Raw genomic sequence first — 17,713 nt, forward strand, 5'->3', positions numbered from 1 at the left:
CTCCCTGGTTAGCCAATCACTATGTCTACAGAGTGGTAGTAAATATCCAAGGCATCAACGTTAATTCAGATAACCCGCGTTGCGTTGCCACCACTGCTGCGCAATTACCACATTTTCTGCGTTGCTCTCGGGGCTTAGCACGGAGGGTAGCTGCACATAATTCCCACCGGTTTTAGACGTTAGCAGCGGATCTTGTGTTGCCAGTTGAAGCGCGTAAAGCACCAGCATTTGTTCGTACTCATCCTGGGTATTCAAGCGCGCATACAAAAGTGGCACTGCGGGTAAGCCAATATCACCTAACCGCTCGGCGGCAATATAAAAGGTGCGGCGGTTATCCTGGTCTCCGTAATAGGAAACGAAGCGGCGATCGGACAATCGGCTCACATAGTAAGAAGCCTCTTCTTCAGGGCTTATGTACAGCGGCGGCACCCAGTCAGTCGCCGATACACTGCTGGTACTTGCAACGGGTGCTGCCTGAACAGGCTCATCATTCGCTTGAGGTGCGGTCGATGTCGCCCTGTGTTGCTTGCCTGCACACCCTGCCAATAGCACACTCCCAAGTAGCAGGACACATAACATGTTTTGCTTTATTTTCATGTTTCCTATGGGCTCCCCATGCAAATTACCACCATCATTTTTAAGACCAGCGACCCTGCTGCTTTAAGCGTCGTTTTACCCAGCCATCATAGAGCTTCCTTAACCCTGGTTTAATCACCGGCAGGCCGATCAACCACGCAACCGGGCGTAAAAAGACAACCCGAGCCATTAACAGGCGATAGGCATCAATGCCTTCTACTATATCCCCATCAGCCTGCTCAACATGCAGCGACTTTAACGCAGTGTCAGGTTCTATACCCTTCTCTTGCAGTGTATGCCGGTGCTCACTGACATCACACCAACGAATATCGCTTGCCCCCTCGCCTGCCCAATGCTCATAACGCTGCCTGTCTTTGCGGCAGCGGGGACAAACCGCATCGTAATAGACCTTAATTGTGTTGTCAGTGGGCATATAATACTCAGAGCGGACATTGAGGGGGTAAGTGTGGCACGTCGGTGGCACGACGCAATGCTAGTGATCCATCAGAGTAAGCGCGGCGTCTTTATGCATCGCAACATGATCGGTTTTGTCGCTTTTGATTTCATACTGCGGCTCCTCCTCACTGGCATAACGGTGATGACCTTTGTAGGTCGTATCCTGCGTATGTACGCGAGAGATATGCCCGCTTACATAGCCAGCCTCTGAGTTCCATTTTATGTGATCGCCAACCTTGAAGCGCTTAGCCATTCTTCACTCCTATTGTTCTCCACCTCTATCGTTCTCCCCCCTATCATTCCCCATCCCTATCAGAATTTGGTTCACTGAACCTTAAGTGTAGATGTACTCACTCATAGCGCTAAGTATTCACCTGAGACGACACACGGGAGACAGGTTGCTACCCTACCATCAGGTAGACGCGCCGCTCTAAAGAATGGCTGCTTGCCTTTGCGTGTCCTTACTTCATCAGATAAGAGGCAGCCATGGCGGAATGCAAAAAACTGCTGATCATTGCGCACGCACCTTCCGAGAACACACAAAAGATGCTGAAGGCTGTGGTACACGGCGCGTCCCATCCTGACGTGGAAAAGGTGGTGGTAACATCGCTCACCCCGCTTGAAACACAACCGGACGATATTCTTTCAGCCGATGCGATTATTCTCGGCACCACTGAAAATCTGGGCTATATGGCAGGGCTAGTGAAGGACGTATTTGATCGATGCTACTACGCCTGCCTTGATAAAACCGAAGGTTTACCGTTCGCGTTTTATATTCGGGCAGGCCACGATGGCACCGGCACTCAGCGTGGCATTGAGAGCATTACTACTGGGCTGCGCTGGAGACTCATACAAGAGCCACTTATTTGCCGAGGCGACTTTCAGGCAGGTTTTATCGAGCAATGCGAAGAGCTGGGGCTATCCGTGGCTGCCAGCCTGGAGGCTGGGATTATTTAAGGCGTAAAAAACGGCACCCTGATAGGTGCCGTTTATCAGTGCATAGAGCTGGTTACTTCAAGCGCTCAAATACCGTCGCAACCCCTTGTCCCATACCAATGCACATGGTCGCCAGGCCTAACGTGGTGTCGCGCTGCTGCATAACGTTAAGCAGCGTGGTGCTGATGCGTGAGCCGGAACAACCTAGTGGGTGGCCCAAGGCAATCGCGCCACCGTTTAAGTTAACCTTTTCGTCCATGGCATCCAAAAAGCCCAGGTCTTTTAATACCGGCAGACTTTGCGCTGCAAAGGCTTCGTTAAGCTCGACAGTCTGGATATCATCCGACGAAAGGCCTGCGGCTTTCAGCGCCTTTTTAGAAGCCGGCACCGGGCCATAGCCCATAATCGATGCATCACAACCTGCCACACCGGTGGAAAGCACTTTAGCGATAGGCTCAAGCCCCAATGCTTGGGCACGCTCGTAGCTCATGATCGCCATGGCGGAAGCGCCCACGGAAAGCGCTGACGACGTGCCTGCCGACACGGTGCCGCTACGCGGATCAAACACCGGCTTAAGTTGGGCCATGGACTCAAGGCTTGCATCAGAGCGGATCACTTCATCGCTCTTGAACAGCACTTTAAAGCCGCGCTGGTCATGGCCTTCAACACCGACAATCTCATTCTCGAAGTAGCCTTTTTCCATTGCTGCCTGAGCACGCTGGTGCGAACGCACGCCAAACCGGTCCTGATCTTCCCGCGTAATACCGTACATCTTACCTAGTAGCTCGGCGGTCAGCCCCATCATCATGGAGGCTTTAGCGGCGTATTTGCTAATCGCAGGATTTACATCAACCCCATGCGCCATGGGCACATGTTCCATGTGCTCTACACCACCAATGATGTAGAAATCGCCCATGCCCGCTTTGATATTCGCCGCCGCAATATGCAGCGCCGTCATGGAGGAGCCACATAGACGGTTAACGGTTTGAGCCGGTACCGAGCGTGGAATGCCGGTCATGATCGCCGCGTTGCGAGCAATGTTCATGGCTTGTTCAAGGGTCTGGTTAACGCAGCCCCAAATCACATCATCTACTTCTGAAGGGTCTAGATTGGGATTACGGGAAAACAACGCCTGCATGACAGCAGCGGACAGGTTTTCCGCACGAACGTTACGAAATGCGCCATGCTTGGCTTTTGCCATGGCGGTACGTACACCGTCGACCACCACGATATCTCTGGGATTCAAACTCATCTTATTTCTCCTGTTCGCGGTGACTTAAGCCTGACCGGGGGCGGGATAAAACTGCTCATTGTTCGTCGCCATCTGGCGCAACTTCTCAGTCGGCGCATATAGCGGGCCGAGCTCTTCAGCCAGCTCTTCCGCCAGTTTGACGAACTCCGCCACGCCCATGGCGTCGATATAGCGCAGCGCGCCACCGCGGAAAGGCGGGAAACCAATACCGTAAATCAACGCCATATCCGCTTCGGCAGGCGTATCAACGATATTGTCTTCCAGACAACGAACCGTCTCCATGCAGAGCGGCACCATCATGCGAGCAATAATATCCTCGTCGGAGAACTCTTTTTGGTCGCTAACCACTTCCTTGATTAACGCGTAGGCCTGCTCATCCGTTACTTTTTTGGGCTTGCCTTTTTTATCCTCTTCATAGGCATAAAAGCCCTTGGCGTTTTTCTGGCCCAGGCGCTCGTTTTCGTACATCACCTGGATTGCCGTTTTGCCTTCACGCGCCATGCGGTCCGGGAAGCCTTCCGCCATTACTTCATTGGCGTGAACCGCCGTATCCATACCTACTACATCCAGCAGGTAAGCAGGCCCCATCGGCCAGCCAAATTTCTCCATGACCTTATCAACACGCTGGAAGTCGGCACCCTGCTCGACCAGGAGGCTGAAGCCGCCGAAATAGGGGAACAGCACACGGTTTACTAAAAAGCCGGGGCAGTCATTCACCACAATGGGCGTTTTCCCCATGGCGCGAGCGTAAGCCACCGTCGCCGCAACGGCTGCATCAGAGGTTTTTTCACCGCGAATAACTTCAACCAGCGGCATGCGATGCACAGGGTTAAAAAAGTGCATGCCACAGAAATTTTCAGGGCGCTTCAGATTCTGAGCCAAGCGGTTAATCGAAATGGTCGATGTGTTGGAGGTCAGGATCGTATTCTCTCCTACCATCTCTTCGACTTCGCTGAGCACCGCACCTTTTACTTTGGGATTTTCAACAACCGCTTCAACCACCAAATCAACATTGCCGAAGTCGCCGTAGGAGAGCGTGGGGCGAATATTGGTCAGCTTTTCCGCCATTTGCTCACTGGTGAGTTTTTTACGCTCAACCTGCTTGGCGAATAGTTTACGGGACTCTTTCAGGCCCAGTTCAATGGCTTCATCTTTGATGTCTTTCATCAAGATAGGCGTGCCTTTAGAGGCGCTTTGGTAAGCGATACCACCGCCCATTATACCGGCGCCCAACACGGCCGTTTGCTTAACAGGCTGCGCCTGCTTTTCATACTTGCTGGCTTTCTTTTTGACGACCTGATCGTTCATAAACAGACCGACCAGGTTAAACGCCACGCTGCTTAGCGCAAGCTTGGCAAAGGCTTTCGCCTCAATGGCCTGGGCGCGACTGCGCTCTTCACCCGCACCTTTTTGAATAACCTTAATAGCTTCAATAGGGGCTGGATAGTGCGGCCCCGCTTTACCGGCGACATACCCTTTGGCCGTTTCAAACGCCATCATTTGTTCGATAGCATTGAGCGTTAAGGGGCCTTTTTTCTCTGCGCGGCGCGCCTGGTAATCAAGCTCGCCGGCGTTAGCGCGGTCGAGGATGTCTAACGCTGCCTCCTCAAGCTGCTCGGGCGTGACCACTGCATCGACAGCACCTACTTTCAGTGACGCATCGGCACGGTTTTCAGTGCCACCGGCAATCCATTCAATCGCGTTGTCAGCGCCAATCAAGCGTGGCAAGCGTACACAACCACCCCAGCCCGGCAAAATGCCCAGTTTGGTTTCCGGCAGGCCAATTTTAGCTTTTTCGCTCATCACGCGAAAATCAGTGGTGAGCAGCACTTCGCACCCGCCACCCAAGGCAAGTCCATTAATAGCGGCAACGGTTGGAAAAGGGAGATCTTCAATCGCATTGAATATCTCGTGCACCTTGAGGTTCATCTCTTCAAGGTACGCTTCACCCTTGGTAAACAGGCTGTGAAACTCGGTGATATCCGCCCCGACGATGAATGCATCTTTGCCGCTGCCAATCATCAGGCCCTGCAAGTCGCTTTCCGCCTGAAGAGCGCGAACGGCTTCTCCCAGTTCGGTAACAACAGCGCTGGAAAGCTTGTTTACGGACTCATCTTTTAAATCAAAAATGAGCCGTGCGATATGATGGCCACCCAGGGTGTCACGACGCTCCACCGTGATGGCATTGCCTTGATAGATCATCCGTGCTCTCTCCACAAGTTTGAACTGGCGCCCCTGTCAGCAGTTTCTCAGCAGGCTCGCCGATATTTCATACGGTCGTTTGATAGCGTTAGCTTGGTTGAGTAATCGAACAACGTCAAGCCCTGACTTTTGGCTAATCCCTGCCAGGAAGTACACTTTCTCATCGACAAAATATTCCGTTATTAAGGACACATTAAGACGATTACCTACTGGGCATCGACTTTTTTCAGAAACCCATGGATCATGATTTTTTTCACTATGGGTCATATATTCATGGGCGCCCTGTTAACACCGACGCGCATAAAAGCCATTCAGCACTTTACCGAGCGCCTGGTTGAGCGCATTAAACCCTGGAGCTGGCTATGGCCGCCCATGGCATTTTCGGCGGGAGTAGGCAGTTTTTTTCTGGTCGACCGTCAGCAGTGGCTAGGCGCGGCGCTAGCGCTGGGGCTGCTATTTACCTGGGCGCTTCTGCTTTCTGAAAGTTTAATTGGCCGCTGGCTGGCCAAGCGCGGCCACCCTACCCTGCACCGTGGCGCCACTACGTTTATTGCCCAAATGATTCACCAGGAGACGCTGTTTTTTACCCTTCCGTTCATTTTAATTACTACGGTATGGAATAGCGGACAAACGCTGTTTGCTCTACTGGTCATTGGCATGTCGCTGTTATCAATTATCGACCCGCTTTATTACAAGGTAGCTGGCCGCTGGCGCAGTCTCTATTTTATTTTCCATGCGCTGTGCGTTTTTTTGGTGATGCTGGTAACGCTACCGATCATGCTCCATCTCACGACCGGACAAAGCCTTTTTTTAGCGATGTCCTTGATGGTACTGGTAGCGCTTCCCAGCTTTTGGCATTTACTCAAGCAGCGCTCGTTAAAACGCTGGTGCCTGTTTCTAGGGCTAGCACTTGCGCTTGCATATGCTGCCTGGATAGGCCGTATTTGGGTGCCGCCCGCAAGCCTTTGGTTGACCAGTAGTGCGCTTTCCCCTTCGCTTGATATTCAGCAGCGAGAACCGCAGGGTTCCATTGCGCTGACGCCGGACGCCATCCGTGAAAACGGCCTTTACGTGTATACCGCGATTCGCGCCCCACGAGGATTAAGCGAAACTATTTATCACGCTTGGCGTCACAACGGTGAACCGTTAGACACCGTCCGGCTGGACATTAGTGGTGGGCGTGAACAGGGTTATCGGGCATGGAGTCATAAGCTTAACTTTCCTGCTGACCCATCAGGTGACTGGCGAGTAGATATCATGACCGATAGTGGTCAACGCTTGGGGCTGATTCGTTTTACGGTATCGGAAGACTTACAAAAGGCCTCTAAAGCCGATAGCGCTATTCGCGCCAGCGGTTTAAGCAGACTTAATTTACGTCGTTTTGTGCCAGGAAGTCGTGAACGTTCTGACACGCCGACAAGCGACTAAGTCCGCCTATGGCTTGCAATCCAAGCCATAGCTAATGACAATCTATCCTCCCACTTTTTGGTAGCGAGTTGCCCATGGCTTCATCGATTGGTTTTCGTCTTGCACGCTTGCCGCATTTGTGGCGCTCAATTTTGGATCGTAGGCTCGCTCCTTTGGGGCTTACCCAAACGCGCTGGGTCACGCTTTATCATATCTGGCGCTTGGGTGAGGGACATCCCCAGTGCGACCTGGCGCGAGTGATTGGTGTTGAGGCCCCTTCACTTGTTCGTACACTGGGTCAACTTGAGGAGCAGGGTCTGGTTGAGCGACGCGCTTGTGATAGTGACCGGCGCAGCAAGCGTATTTACCTTACGCCAGCAGCAATGCCGCTTTTAGAAAAAATTGATGCGGTGGCCACCCAAGTCCGTGAAGAGTTCTTTGTCGGGCTTGGTGAGCGTGAGCTTGAACAGCTCAATGAATGGCTGTCAACAATTGAAGCAAACGGGTTAGCCATTCAAGCGCGCGAGCAAGAGCCCCCTACTGCTTAAATGCTCAACTTAGCGGTGATGCACACCGTTTTGACTATCCAACGGCTTGCCTACCGGCTGGTCCGACAAACCGCTTAGCGCGGCCTTTAATTGCTTAACGTCTGCAAGATAAGTGGAAAAGCGCTCGGCGGTTTGCGACTCCCACCACCAAAGCGTTAGCGCATAAGGCGTCGATTCAATCACTAGTGCATCCTGAGGCAGCCGCTCCAGGAGTGCTTTTAACGGCGCACTGGCACTTTCAGGCAAATCGCGCAGTGGTGCAATACGCCAACGCCAGCCAGCATAATAGGGTTCAAGTGCGGCACTGGCATTGCTGTCCCGTAGCAGCACAAAATCCGGGCCCGGCGCATCCTGAGGATAGTGCCAACGATAAGCGGGCATGGTGCCCCTAAAATGATGCAGCGGGGGGTTCTCCATTTTAACGGTGACCCCTTGTTGCTTAGCACCGTTACGCAGCGCCATTTGCCTTACCTGGCGCGGACTTGGCTTGAGCCACATGACCGGCGCCATCACAAATAACAATACAAAAACGATAATTAACCATACCATCACTGCTTCCACCCTATTTCAGTCTTACGCTGTTAACACGTTAAAAAAACCATGACGCAGATCGTTGTTAAGATTGTCCATGCAGCTTAAAGTAAAGGTTATCTAACAAAGTTTGCTTCTTTGTTAATTATCGCCAAGGAGATAAGCCATGAGCTATCACCATATTCTGGTTGCCGTTGACCTAACAAAAGATTCTCACAAGGTACTAGAGCGCGCGATCGTCATCGCTGAGCGCAACAATGGTGCCAAAATCTCCATTATGCATACCCTTGAGCCTTTGGGTTTCGCCTATGGAGGTGATATTCCGATGGACCTCACCAGCATTCAAGACCAACTGGATGAGCATGCAAAGCAGCGCTTGGCTGAAATTGCGACCCCCCATATCGACAAGGCCGACCAGCACGTGGTGGTGGGTATGCCCGACACGGAAATTCATCGCTTCGCGGATGAACATAACGTTGATTTGATTGTGGTTGGCTCCCACGGAAGACACGGCTTTGCCCTGCTACTGGGTTCAACGTCAACAGGCGTGCTGCACGGCGCGCAGTGCGATGTGCTCGCCGTACGGGTTGGCAAAAAGGGCGAGAGCAGCGACGAATAAGTATACGCGCTCACTCTCCTGCGCCTTACTTGCATATCGAACGCTTCTGTTCAAAAAGTTACTATCCCCAAAGGCACCGACCAGGCGCCTTTGGGATCATGCACTTGAGTTTTCGCTATTCGCCGTTGGCCATGGCTTCAAGCTCCATCCAGCGTTCCATGGCGGCTTCAAGCGCCTGCTGAGCATGCTCTAGCGCTTGCAGCTTCGCCGTCACCGCACTGGCTTCCTGCTGATAAAACGCGGGATCGCCTACCACTTGCTCCAACGCTTCGACACTGGCTTCAAGCCGCTCGATGTCGGCAGGCAATGCATCCAGCTCGCGCTGAAACTTATAGGAGAGCTTGACGGTTTTTTTAGTGGGCTCTTCAGGTGCCTTCTCGAGCGCTTTTTCTACCGCCGCGCTGGTGGGCTCGGTTTGTTGACGCGCCGCGCCCTCCCAAGGGGCAGGTGGTAGTTTGCCGCCCTGGCGTATCCAGTCGGTGTAGCCGCCTACGTATTCACGAACAACCCCTTCGCCTTCAAAGGCCAGCATGCTGGTTACTACGTTGTCCATAAAGGTTCGGTCGTGGGAAACCAGTAACAGCGTACCGTCAAAGTCCAGCAACAGCTCTTCAAGCAGCTCCAGGGTTTCCATATCCAGGTCGTTGGTCGGCTCATCAAGCACCAACACATTGGCAGGCTGGGTAAACAGCTTGGCCAAGAGCAGACGATTAGACTCCCCGCCCGACAGTGCTTTTACAGGCTGACGCACGCGGTCAGGCGTAAACAGGAAATCCTGCAGGTAGCTCATGACATGGCGATCCTTGCCACCGACGCTGACTCGGTCACTGCCTTGAGCCACGTTGTCATAAACCGTTTTTTCCAGTTCAAGTCCTGCTCGCAGTTGGTCAAAGTAGGCCACTTTAAGGTTCGTGCCTAGCTGTACACTGCCTTCGGTCGGTGCTAGCTCACCCAACAGAATTTTGAGTAGTGTTGTTTTGCCAGCGCCATTGCGCCCGAGAAAACCGATACGGTCGCCACGCACGACTTCCAGATTCACATTACGCAGAACAACGTCGTCACCAAAGCGCTGAGTCACCCCTTTAAGCTCAACTACCCGCTTACCGGTACGCTCACCACTATCAACGGTCAGGTTAGCAGTGCCTTGGCGCTCACGGCGCTGACTGCGCTCGTCGCGCATAGCTTCAAGAGCACGTACCCGCCCCTCATTACGGGTACGGCGCGCTTTAACCCCTTGGCGTATCCAAGTCTCTTCCTGCGCCAGCTTTTTGTCGAACTCGGCATTTTCCCGCGCTTCAACTTCAAGCTCGTGCTGCTTGCGCGCCTGAAACTCTTCGTATTTGCCCGGGTAGCGGCCCAGTTTGCCACGATCAAGCTCAAGAATATTAGTCGCCAGCCTGGAAAGAAACGCCCGGTCGTGGGTAATCAACAGCACCGCACCATTAAAAGCCAGAAGCTGCTCTTCAAGCCATGCAATGGTGTCCAGGTCCAAATGGTTGGTCGGTTCATCAAGCAGAAGTAAATCAGGCTCAGACACCAGCGCTCGCGCTAACGCGACCCGGCGACGCCAGCCGCCTGAAAGAGAACTCATCTCAGTTTCAGGAGGAAGCCCCAGCCGCGTTAGCACAACATCAATACGCTGATGGAACGACCAGCCATCAATCGCTTCGATGCGGGTTTGCAACGTCGCCATGCGATTCATGTCCGGGTCGGGATCGTTGATCAAGTGCTGATATTCAGACAGCAGCTCGCCCGCTTCAGGCAGACCCTGTGCGACCATGTCGAAAATAGTCATGCCCGATGACTCAGGTAACTCCTGAGCCAACACCCCAATTTTCAAGCCAGGCGCTCGCCAAACCGAGCCGTCATCTGCCTGAATATCACCCGCCACTAATTTTAAAAGCGTAGATTTACCGGTGCCGTTGCGCCCGACCAGCGCCAGCCGCTCGCCTTTTTCGACCGTAAGGTCAGCGCGGTTCAACAGTACTTGGGTGCCGTAGGCAAGTTGCAGCTGTTCGAGTCGTAACAAGGTCACGCAGTATCCTCCATCGTCGTGAGGCGCACAGTGTAACGCATGGACAGCAGTAGAGGGGAAGCTTCGCGCATTAGTCGATACGTGCGCTTAGCGTTACAATACTGGTTTGCTATTTTCGACGAAGGAGTAACGCTTGGCTTCATCGGCAGTCGATAACGTTTTACCTGAAGCGCTTCAATTTCGTCCTACGTCTCCGTTGGTCGATATTGGCGCTAATTTGACGCACGAAAGCTTTGATCGTGATCTTGATGACGTCATCGCGCGGGCCCATGCTGCTCATGTTAATACAATGATTGTCACGGGCACGGACCTGGCGCACGCCGAGCAGGCGATAGCCCTTTCCGGACAATATCCCGGCCTTTTCGCAACGGCGGGCATTCACCCACATGATGCCAGTTGCTGGAATGCAGAACTGGCAAACAAGATGAAAGCCTTGCACGCACATCCGAAGGTAGTCGCCGTTGGCGAATGCGGGCTGGATTTCAATCGCAATTTTTCGACGCCTGCCGAGCAAGAGCATGCGTTTGAAGCGCAGTTGGCACTAGCTGTTGAAAGCGGCCTACCGCTTTTTCTACATGAGCGCGATGCAGGCGTACGAATGCGCGAAATACTGGCCGCTTGGCGCGGTGATATCAGCGACGCGGTTGTGCACTGCTTTACCGCTGACCGCGATACGCTGCACGGCTATCTGGACCTGGATATACATATTGGCCTGACCGGCTGGATTTGCGATGAGCGTCGCGGCCATCACTTGCGTCCGCTGGTTAACGATATTCCGCTGGAGCGCTTGATGGTGGAGACCGACTGCCCTTACCTGCTGCCCCGCAATCTACCCGCTAAACTCAAAGGGCGCCGCCATGAGCCAGCGCTTCTGCCGTGGATCGTAAAAGAAATTGCCCAGTGGCGCGGCATCAGCGAAGCTGAACTAGGTAGCGCCACGACGCAAACTGCACAGCGCTTTTTCCGCCTGCCTACAGAATCTTGAAAGGAGTACGAGCGTGGCCGATTACCCAGGATTTATTGCCATTGAAACGGGCGAAGAAGATGGCCTCCCCCTTGCCATTGCCTGGTCCTTGCCCGATGGGCGCGTTAAGGAAACCTTGATCCAGCCTGACGATAGCTGGATCAAGGAAGATACCAATGCCATGGGCGCTTACAGCATTGAGGAGCTTGAGAGCTTGGGCGTTAGCCCACTTGAGGTGATTCGCGAGCTGGAAAACGATCACTTCTCCGCCACCCTATACACCAGCGACAATGGTGAGGACGAGGCGGCGCTGGCGCGCCTATTTGATACGTATGGGTTGGACCCCTTCGTAGAGCTGGCGCCGGCATCGGTGCTCTACCCTTCTATCACGCCGGGTGAATGGCACCGCCAGCGACGTGAGACATTCAGCGAGCTGGGTCTGGAGCCCATGCGCCCCGAACATGAGCTTGAGGTCATGCTGTCCTTGCACCAGCGCTTAACCGATACGGATTAAGCATTAGCAGCCACAAGCGCTTGATCCAAGACTGCCTGGCCTTGGGTAATCGCAACGGCTAGTGGCTCTTTGCGCTGATAAAACGACGTCAACGCTACGTAAAGGGCGTTGGCGCGCGTGGGCAGGCCTTCTTGTAAATAGCGCTGCTTTCGGGCGTTTACCTTCTCCGCAAATGCGTCACGATCGACGTCAACATCGCCCCCCAGATTGTCCACGCTGATATGAAAGATGCGTCCACACGCGTCGGCAAACAGTGATTCCAACGCCTGAGGGGAAATTTCGGCTTGCTCAAAAGCGCTCTGCTCTTGGGCATTGCGCCCATCGGGCAAATACCAGTAGCCATAGTCTTCCAACTGACGGCGCTTGGCACCGGCAATACACCAGTGGCTCATTTCATGCAGGGCGCTGGCATAAAACCCACGGGCAAAGATAATCTGATGATAAGGCGCTTCCTTGCTTGCCGGTCGATAAAGCGGCTCATCTTCACCCCGCACTAATCGGGTTTGATAGCGCGGCATAAAAATGCCGTCAAAGAGTGCCGTAATATCCTCAAGTAACCATTTGTTATCTGTGTGAACCACAATATCCTCGTTATTTAAGGCCTTTTTGCCTAGTATAACGGCCCTCGTTAGGTAGGCTGAAGTCTAAACGGCAAAAACCAGCGACTCCTGCTAATCTAGCGGCGTTTTATAGATTACTTTACTAACGGAGAGCCTTTCCTTGGCCCGCTTTGCTGACGATATCAAAACCACCTATTGGCCAGAAACCCGTGCCTTAATTTTATTGGCGCTGCCTATTTGTGGCGCGCAGCTTGCCCAGGCAGGCATGGGGGTAGTCGATGTCATGATGACGGGACGCTTTAACGCTACGTCGCTGGCAGCGGTCTCAGTAGGTACCAGTTTATGGGCGCCCTTGATGCTCTTTATGACGGGCACGCTCATGGGGCTTACCCCTATTGTCGCTTATCACCTCGGCGGACAGCGAAGCAATGCCATTCGCCCTGCGGTTCATCAAGGATTATGGGTGGCCTTGGTTCTAGGCATTATCGCCGCGATTCTGCTTAGAACCAGCGTCATGCCCATTTTCGAATTAATGGATGTACCGGCTCAAGTCGCTCAAGAATCAGCTGCTTATCTTTCAGCGGTGGCGTTCGGTATGCCCGGTATTGCCCTCTTTCAAGCATTACGCGCGTTTTCGGATGGCATGAACCATACGCGGCCATCATTGTGGATCAGTGTCATCGGTTTGCTCGTGAATATTCCGGCCAACTACCTGCTGATCTACGGCGGCGACGGGCTGGTCAGTTTGTTGGGTAGCGGCGTTCCCGATATTCTGCAACAAATTCCGGCCATGGGTGCCTTTGGCTGTGGGATCGCGACGGCTATCTCCATGTGGACCATGATGTTAATCATGCTGCTGTATACTCGCCGAGGGCGTGCTTACCAAAACGTGTCGCTATGGCACCGTTTTACGCCTCCACAGCTGGCAGGCATTAAAGAGCTGATTTTTGTAGGCATGCCGATTGGCGTGGCCATTTTTGTTGAGGTGACCCTGTTCACCTTGATCGCCCTGTTTGTTGCCAGCCTGGGTGAGATAACCGTAGGTGCTCACCAAATCGCGCTCAGCTTTACCTCTATTCTGTTTATGCTGCCGCTTTCATTGAGCATGGCATTAACGGTACGCGTGGGTAATACCCTCGGCCAGCATCGCCTGACACTGGCTCGCCAGGTCGCATGGAATGGTGTGGTGGTGAGCATACTGATTGCGGCGTTTAACAGCCTCTTTTTGTGGCTAACTGCCAAGCCGGTGATTGCCTTGTATACCTCGAACCCTGAGATACAGGCGCTGACCCTTACCCTCATTGCCCTTGCGGTCATCTTCCAGCTCTCTGATTCGCTTCAGGTGAACCTGGCAGGCGCGCTACGAGGGTATAAGGACACCCGCATCGTCATGGTCATTACAGTGCTTTCCTACTGGCTTGTAGGCCTTGGAGGCGGTTACTGGTTAGGTGTGCATGGTGCAAGCGGTCTAACCGAGCCTTTAGGTGTTCATGGGTACTGGATAGGCTTGATTGCAGGGCTAAGCACCGCCGCACTGTTGTTGGCCTGGCGTTTAAAATGGATTAGCCGACAGGGGTGAGAAGTGACAAATCAGTGGCTTCTCTTCGTTATGTTCACGGCAATGTCGATTTTGGCAGGCTGCAGCGATCATGAGGCGGAGCAGCCATGGGTCGCCTATCATCATCAGTTGACCGAAGACCTGTCCTCGCCTCCGCTCGAGCGCACAGAAGTATCCAACATAGGGGCATTTCCAGAACGCCAAGAAAGGCTGATTGAGGTAGCTGAAACCCGCGATGGCATACTCAATATTTACGCGTTGCGCGAGTGTCACATCACGTCGCTGATTGCAGCCCGCAACAATCAGCTTGGCCGGGTTGCACCGCCCAGCCAGCACTGGCTTTACGAGCGTGAGTTATGGCAACGCTTGGCGGCATGCCAGGAAAGCGATGTCCCTGACCGGTTAAGCGAGCGCGATAAAGAGCGCCTTGAGCAGCTTACTGCTCTGAAAACAGCCCAACTACCCGCTGTTAGCTGGAATGCTATTTTCGATTCTGATGAGTGGGTAAAAAGCTTCTCTCGGGCAAGCCAACCGCTAGCGATGAGTGATTTTCCAGCGATTGCGCAGCAGCTTGCCGCTGTCGATTATTTGCAGCAGATGGTAGATAGCCAGTTTAGCCAAGCATGGCAGCAAGACGCCAGCGAGCACTTAACCCAGCATGATCCACACCATGAAGCGTGTTTAACAGCGTGGGACACTGAAGCCCTGAACCTCCTTGAAGCTAACGCGCAACAGTGGCTACTCGCTATCAACAGGCTGATAAACAGCCAAAGCGTTGCCTTTCCAGAAGCGGTACGTGTTTACCAAACGCAATGGCTCTCGCTTGATAACGCACAAGCGCCTTGGCAGCAGTATCAGCAGGCCAAAACGCACCACTTATCGCTTAGAGAAATGCACTCAGCCTGTTTAAGCGATTAAATATTCGCCTCCCTCTTAACCTTATGGGCAACCTGTGCTATTGGTGAAGGATGCGGTAAACATTTCTTGCTTACCAATGTCGTGGCCACGCAGCATTAGGAGGGACATCATGGGCGTATCCCAGTCACCCCGCTCTGCCCAGGTCATCGACCTGGATACCGTGCGCCTGCGTCAGCAGGCGCAAAAAAGTTTGGTTCGTTTAGCGCCCGAGTTAGACGGGTTGGAAATGGTATACCAGCTCGCTGCGAGCCCCGATTCCTATTTTGGCATGCCCATTCTGGCCTGGGGCTTAAGAGCCGATGGCCATGTTGTTGGGTTAGTGCCCTGGATGGAAACACTAACCGCCTGCCAAGAGGTGGATAGCCAAGAAAACAGCTATTTTGTTGGCTATCGCGATCCAGAAACAGAAGAGATCTTTGAGTCACCGCCCGATCACAAATATTACGAGCTAACGGCTGCCGCTGACTATTTTGAGTATGAAGCGTCGGGAGACGTTACGCTCATCCAGCAAATTCCCGATACCCTGGGCACTCATGCGTTGTGCATGAATCACCCCAATGCACCGTGGCATATGAAACCCGTTTACGGATGGCGCTTGTACAGCGATGGCTCTATTGATGCCTTACTTGCTGATGAAGAAAAGGCCACAATGACACCCATTCTGTTGGGTGATAAGTGCCTCTACAGTGCACGCTCCTGTCACCCGAGCGTTTATTACTTTCAGCGCCATATCGCTAACCGTATCCTTGAGGAAGATCCCGCTACTCTTGAGACATTAGCCATGATGGTCGTGCCAGGCGATTAACGTACGAGGCGGCACACCTGTTTAATTATGCGCACCGTGCGAGGCTATTCACCATTGGTCGATTTTTGCCGCGCACGACTGCACATCTTTACGCTAAGCGTATAAAGTAAACGTAGCTTTCTGCTGATTCACTGCGGTCGACAAGCTCATGACCCAAAAATTGACAAAATTTAGGTACATCACGCGTGGTAGCAGGGTCTGTTGCCACAACTTTAAGCACTTGACCTGAACTCATATCACGCACTTTGTTGTGCATCAGCATGATAGGTTCAGGACAATAAAGCCCTGTGGTGTCCAGAACGGTGTCGTAGTGGGGTGAGGCATCAGTCGTGTCAGCCATTCATATCCTCGGTTTAGGAACTAGATAGCATGATTAAAGTTATCATCGAACGGCGTATTATGCCTGGCCTTGAAGATGAGTATGAACAGGCCGCACGCGAAGTCATGCGTGTTTCGCTCGGTGTCAGAGGCTTTGTCAGCGGTGAAACGCTGGCACAACAAGGCCATACGGATCGACGCTTGATGATTACCAAATGGCGCGATTTACGCGCCTGGAAAGAGTGGCACGCCAGCGATGCGCGTGCCACTGCGATGCAACGTATTTTACCGCTATTAACAGAAGACGAGACGATCCGCATCTATGAAGCGGGCTATTAACACCTTAGTGGGTTAGCCTTACGTGCACAGTCACTTCTTCCCGGTCGTGATAAAGGTGCCTGCAGTTTATGTGGGCACCAACACCCGCGTTTTTAAGCGCTTCTTCCAATGTTTCCAAACAGCGCGTTACTTCATCCCAACGTTTCTTCATGGGTAGTTTGAGGTTAAAAATAGCCTCTCTACACCATTTACGCGTTAGCCAACGCTCGACCATCGCCAGCACCCGTACGGGCTTATCCACGATGTCACATACCAGCCAATCCAAACGCTGAGGCGGCTCCCAGGTAAAGCCATCTTCTTTAAGGTGATCAATTTGCCCAGTGGCCATTAGCTGCTTATCCATTGGCCCATTATCAATGGCATAAACGTACATGCCCCGCTGCACCAACTGCCATGTCCATCCACCGGGCGCGGCTCCTAGATCTGCTGCCTGCATATGCGCACTCAAGCGCTCCTCCCACTCTTCGCGTGGGATAAACTCATGCCATGCTTCTTCCAGTTTAAGCGTAGAGCGGCTTGGTGCACGCGAAGGGAAGCGCAACCGACGAATACCGTTAAGCAGCTCGCTACGATTACCGGGAAAACTTATTCCTAGCTGGGCGCGATCACCATTGGTCCAAAAAATATGTAACCGACGCCCACCTGCCTTGCCGCGTAGCGCACCGCGTTTTTTCAACATGCTTTGCAACGGCTTGGTAAGGGCTTTGATCAGGCCAACCAGCGCCTTGCCATCATTAGTATCGGGCGTTTCATGCCAGATTTCTTCAAAACTCCAGCCGCTAGCTTTAACCTGCTCTAAAATAGCGGTTAATCGATCATCTCGTGACAAGGTGAGTGCTGGTAAGGCCGCCAGGCTTTGACGAGCGAAAATAAGTCTTTTAAAAGCCGCCCGCCGGTGCAAGTCATTAACGGGTTCATCGTCTGTTCGCGTTAGGCTGACCCACCCTTCCCCATAAGCAGGTTCACAGGGTACCCCTTGGTGCTTTGCATGGTGCTGCATTTCTGACAACGCATCATGTTCAAAACCAGGGCGGCAGTAAACTAACCACGATGTCGGTACCGTTTCACTCACCACTTCACCTCAAATTGCGTCTATCACCTAAAGTGACAGCCGGTTGATATAGTCGCTGGGGACGCATCATACCATTAACACGTGTGCTTTATTTTCTTCCACG

20 protein-coding genes are annotated in these 17,713 nt (G+C 53.0%); 10 read left to right on the top strand and 10 right to left on the bottom strand.

Features of this window, described 5'->3' with window-relative positions:
- Positions 1 to 60: 60 nt before the first annotated feature.
- The 3 genes from ACT3R4_RS12600 to ACT3R4_RS12610 are packed head-to-tail and all read right to left on the bottom strand — an operon-like array spanning position 61 to position 1,285.
- Complete coding sequence (locus ACT3R4_RS12600; RefSeq protein WP_441679215.1) at positions 61 to 597, bottom strand: hypothetical protein; 537 nt, start codon at positions 595 to 597, stop codon at positions 61 to 63.
- A 40-nt stretch (positions 598 to 637) separates the two neighbouring features.
- The gene (locus tag ACT3R4_RS12605) at positions 638 to 1,009 is read right to left on the bottom strand and encodes a thiol-disulfide oxidoreductase DCC family protein (protein ID WP_192527726.1); all 372 of its coding nucleotides are present in this window, start codon (positions 1,007 to 1,009) and stop codon (positions 638 to 640) included.
- A gap of 60 nt (positions 1,010 to 1,069) precedes the next feature.
- Positions 1,070 to 1,285, bottom strand: coding sequence for a hypervirulence associated TUDOR domain-containing protein (locus tag ACT3R4_RS12610; RefSeq protein ID WP_192527727.1), 216 nt, complete (start codon positions 1,283 to 1,285; stop codon positions 1,070 to 1,072).
- 233 nt (positions 1,286 to 1,518) lie between these two features.
- Here ACT3R4_RS12610 and ACT3R4_RS12615 point away from each other — a divergent pair, with 233 nt between their 5' ends.
- Positions 1,519 to 1,989 (top strand): flavodoxin family protein, encoded by a 471-nt coding sequence (locus tag ACT3R4_RS12615; RefSeq protein ID WP_441679214.1) that lies wholly within the window; start codon positions 1,519 to 1,521, stop codon positions 1,987 to 1,989.
- 52 nt (positions 1,990 to 2,041) lie between these two features.
- Here the strand turns inward: ACT3R4_RS12615 and fadA are convergent, their stop codons facing one another.
- Positions 2,042 to 3,220 carry an acetyl-CoA C-acyltransferase FadA gene (fadA, locus tag ACT3R4_RS12620; RefSeq protein WP_441679213.1) on the bottom strand — a complete coding sequence of 393 codons (1,179 nt, stop codon included), beginning with the start codon at positions 3,218 to 3,220 and terminating at the stop codon, positions 2,042 to 2,044.
- Positions 3,221 to 3,244: 24 nt separating this feature from the next.
- Entirely contained in the window at positions 3,245 to 5,422 is a 2,178-nt protein-coding gene (gene fadB, locus ACT3R4_RS12625; protein ID WP_441679212.1) for a fatty acid oxidation complex subunit alpha FadB, read from the bottom strand.
- 273 nt (positions 5,423 to 5,695) lie between these two features.
- Between fadB and ACT3R4_RS12630 the strand changes: the two genes are divergently transcribed.
- Positions 5,696 to 6,850 carry a DUF5924 family protein gene (locus tag ACT3R4_RS12630; protein WP_441679238.1) on the top strand — a complete coding sequence of 385 codons (1,155 nt, stop codon included), beginning with the start codon at positions 5,696 to 5,698 and terminating at the stop codon, positions 6,848 to 6,850.
- Positions 6,851 to 6,924: 74 nt separating this feature from the next.
- Positions 6,925 to 7,377, top strand: a complete 453-nt coding sequence (slyA, locus tag ACT3R4_RS12635; protein ID WP_192527731.1) for a transcriptional regulator SlyA — start codon at positions 6,925 to 6,927, stop codon at positions 7,375 to 7,377.
- A gap of 9 nt (positions 7,378 to 7,386) precedes the next feature.
- On the opposite strand, the gene ACT3R4_RS12640 is transcribed toward slyA, so the two are convergent.
- Positions 7,387 to 7,926: a preprotein translocase subunit YajC gene (locus tag ACT3R4_RS12640; RefSeq protein ID WP_087111654.1), complete on the bottom strand. Its 540-nt coding sequence runs from the start codon at positions 7,924 to 7,926 to the stop codon at positions 7,387 to 7,389.
- 148 nt (positions 7,927 to 8,074) lie between these two features.
- Between ACT3R4_RS12640 and ACT3R4_RS12645 the strand changes: the two genes are divergently transcribed.
- On the top strand, positions 8,075 to 8,527 hold the full coding sequence (locus tag ACT3R4_RS12645) for a universal stress protein (protein WP_087111656.1): 453 nt from the start codon (positions 8,075 to 8,077) through the stop codon (positions 8,525 to 8,527).
- Between the two features lie 115 nt (positions 8,528 to 8,642).
- Here the strand turns inward: ACT3R4_RS12645 and ACT3R4_RS12650 are convergent, their stop codons facing one another.
- Positions 8,643 to 10,562 carry an ATP-binding cassette domain-containing protein gene (locus ACT3R4_RS12650; protein WP_441679211.1) on the bottom strand — a complete coding sequence of 640 codons (1,920 nt, stop codon included), beginning with the start codon at positions 10,560 to 10,562 and terminating at the stop codon, positions 8,643 to 8,645.
- Between the two features lie 133 nt (positions 10,563 to 10,695).
- On the opposite strand from ACT3R4_RS12650, the gene ACT3R4_RS12655 reads away from it, so the two are divergent.
- Together ACT3R4_RS12655 and ACT3R4_RS12660 are read left to right on the top strand one after the other, a co-directional pair.
- Positions 10,696 to 11,547, top strand: coding sequence for a TatD family hydrolase (locus ACT3R4_RS12655; RefSeq protein ID WP_192527734.1), 852 nt, complete (start codon positions 10,696 to 10,698; stop codon positions 11,545 to 11,547).
- Between the two features lie 13 nt (positions 11,548 to 11,560).
- The gene (locus ACT3R4_RS12660) at positions 11,561 to 12,040 is read left to right on the top strand and encodes a hypothetical protein (protein ID WP_441679210.1); all 480 of its coding nucleotides are present in this window, start codon (positions 11,561 to 11,563) and stop codon (positions 12,038 to 12,040) included.
- Here the strand turns inward: ACT3R4_RS12660 and ACT3R4_RS12665 are convergent.
- Positions 12,037 to 12,621: an elongation factor P hydroxylase gene (locus ACT3R4_RS12665; protein ID WP_441679209.1), complete on the bottom strand. Its 585-nt coding sequence runs from the start codon at positions 12,619 to 12,621 to the stop codon at positions 12,037 to 12,039. The genes ACT3R4_RS12660 and ACT3R4_RS12665 overlap by 4 nt on opposite strands.
- A gap of 139 nt (positions 12,622 to 12,760) precedes the next feature.
- Between ACT3R4_RS12665 and ACT3R4_RS12670 the strand changes: the two genes are divergently transcribed.
- The 3 genes from ACT3R4_RS12670 (at position 12,761) to ACT3R4_RS12680 (ending at position 15,881) form a co-directional block, all read left to right on the top strand.
- Entirely contained in the window at positions 12,761 to 14,179 is a 1,419-nt protein-coding gene (locus tag ACT3R4_RS12670; protein ID WP_172118340.1) for an MATE family efflux transporter, read from the top strand.
- Between the two features lie 3 nt (positions 14,180 to 14,182).
- The gene (locus ACT3R4_RS12675; protein WP_441679208.1) at positions 14,183 to 15,076 is read left to right on the top strand and encodes a DUF3080 family protein; all 894 of its coding nucleotides are present in this window, start codon (positions 14,183 to 14,185) and stop codon (positions 15,074 to 15,076) included.
- A 109-nt stretch (positions 15,077 to 15,185) separates the two neighbouring features.
- Entirely contained in the window at positions 15,186 to 15,881 is a 696-nt protein-coding gene (locus tag ACT3R4_RS12680; protein ID WP_441679207.1) for a hypothetical protein, read from the top strand.
- 88 nt (positions 15,882 to 15,969) lie between these two features.
- Here the strand turns inward: ACT3R4_RS12680 and tusA are convergent, their stop codons facing one another.
- On the bottom strand, positions 15,970 to 16,221 hold the full coding sequence (gene tusA, locus ACT3R4_RS12685; protein ID WP_087111670.1) for a sulfurtransferase TusA: 252 nt from the start codon (positions 16,219 to 16,221) through the stop codon (positions 15,970 to 15,972).
- Positions 16,222 to 16,250: 29 nt separating this feature from the next.
- On the opposite strand from tusA, the gene ACT3R4_RS12690 reads away from it, so the two are divergent.
- A complete protein-coding gene (locus ACT3R4_RS12690) occupies positions 16,251 to 16,538 on the top strand; it encodes an antibiotic biosynthesis monooxygenase family protein (protein ID WP_087111672.1) in 288 nt (95 codons plus the stop codon).
- A gap of 4 nt (positions 16,539 to 16,542) precedes the next feature.
- Here the strand turns inward: ACT3R4_RS12690 and rlmM are convergent, their stop codons facing one another.
- Positions 16,543 to 17,613 carry a 23S rRNA (cytidine(2498)-2'-O)-methyltransferase RlmM gene (gene rlmM, locus ACT3R4_RS12695; RefSeq protein ID WP_441679206.1) on the bottom strand — a complete coding sequence of 357 codons (1,071 nt, stop codon included), beginning with the start codon at positions 17,611 to 17,613 and terminating at the stop codon, positions 16,543 to 16,545.
- Positions 17,614 to 17,713: the final 100 nt, after the last annotated feature.

This window comes from Halomonas sp. AOP7-E1-9 (assembly GCF_052376035.1).
GTDB classification, from domain to species: Bacteria; Pseudomonadota; Gammaproteobacteria; order Pseudomonadales; family Halomonadaceae; genus Vreelandella; species Vreelandella citrativorans.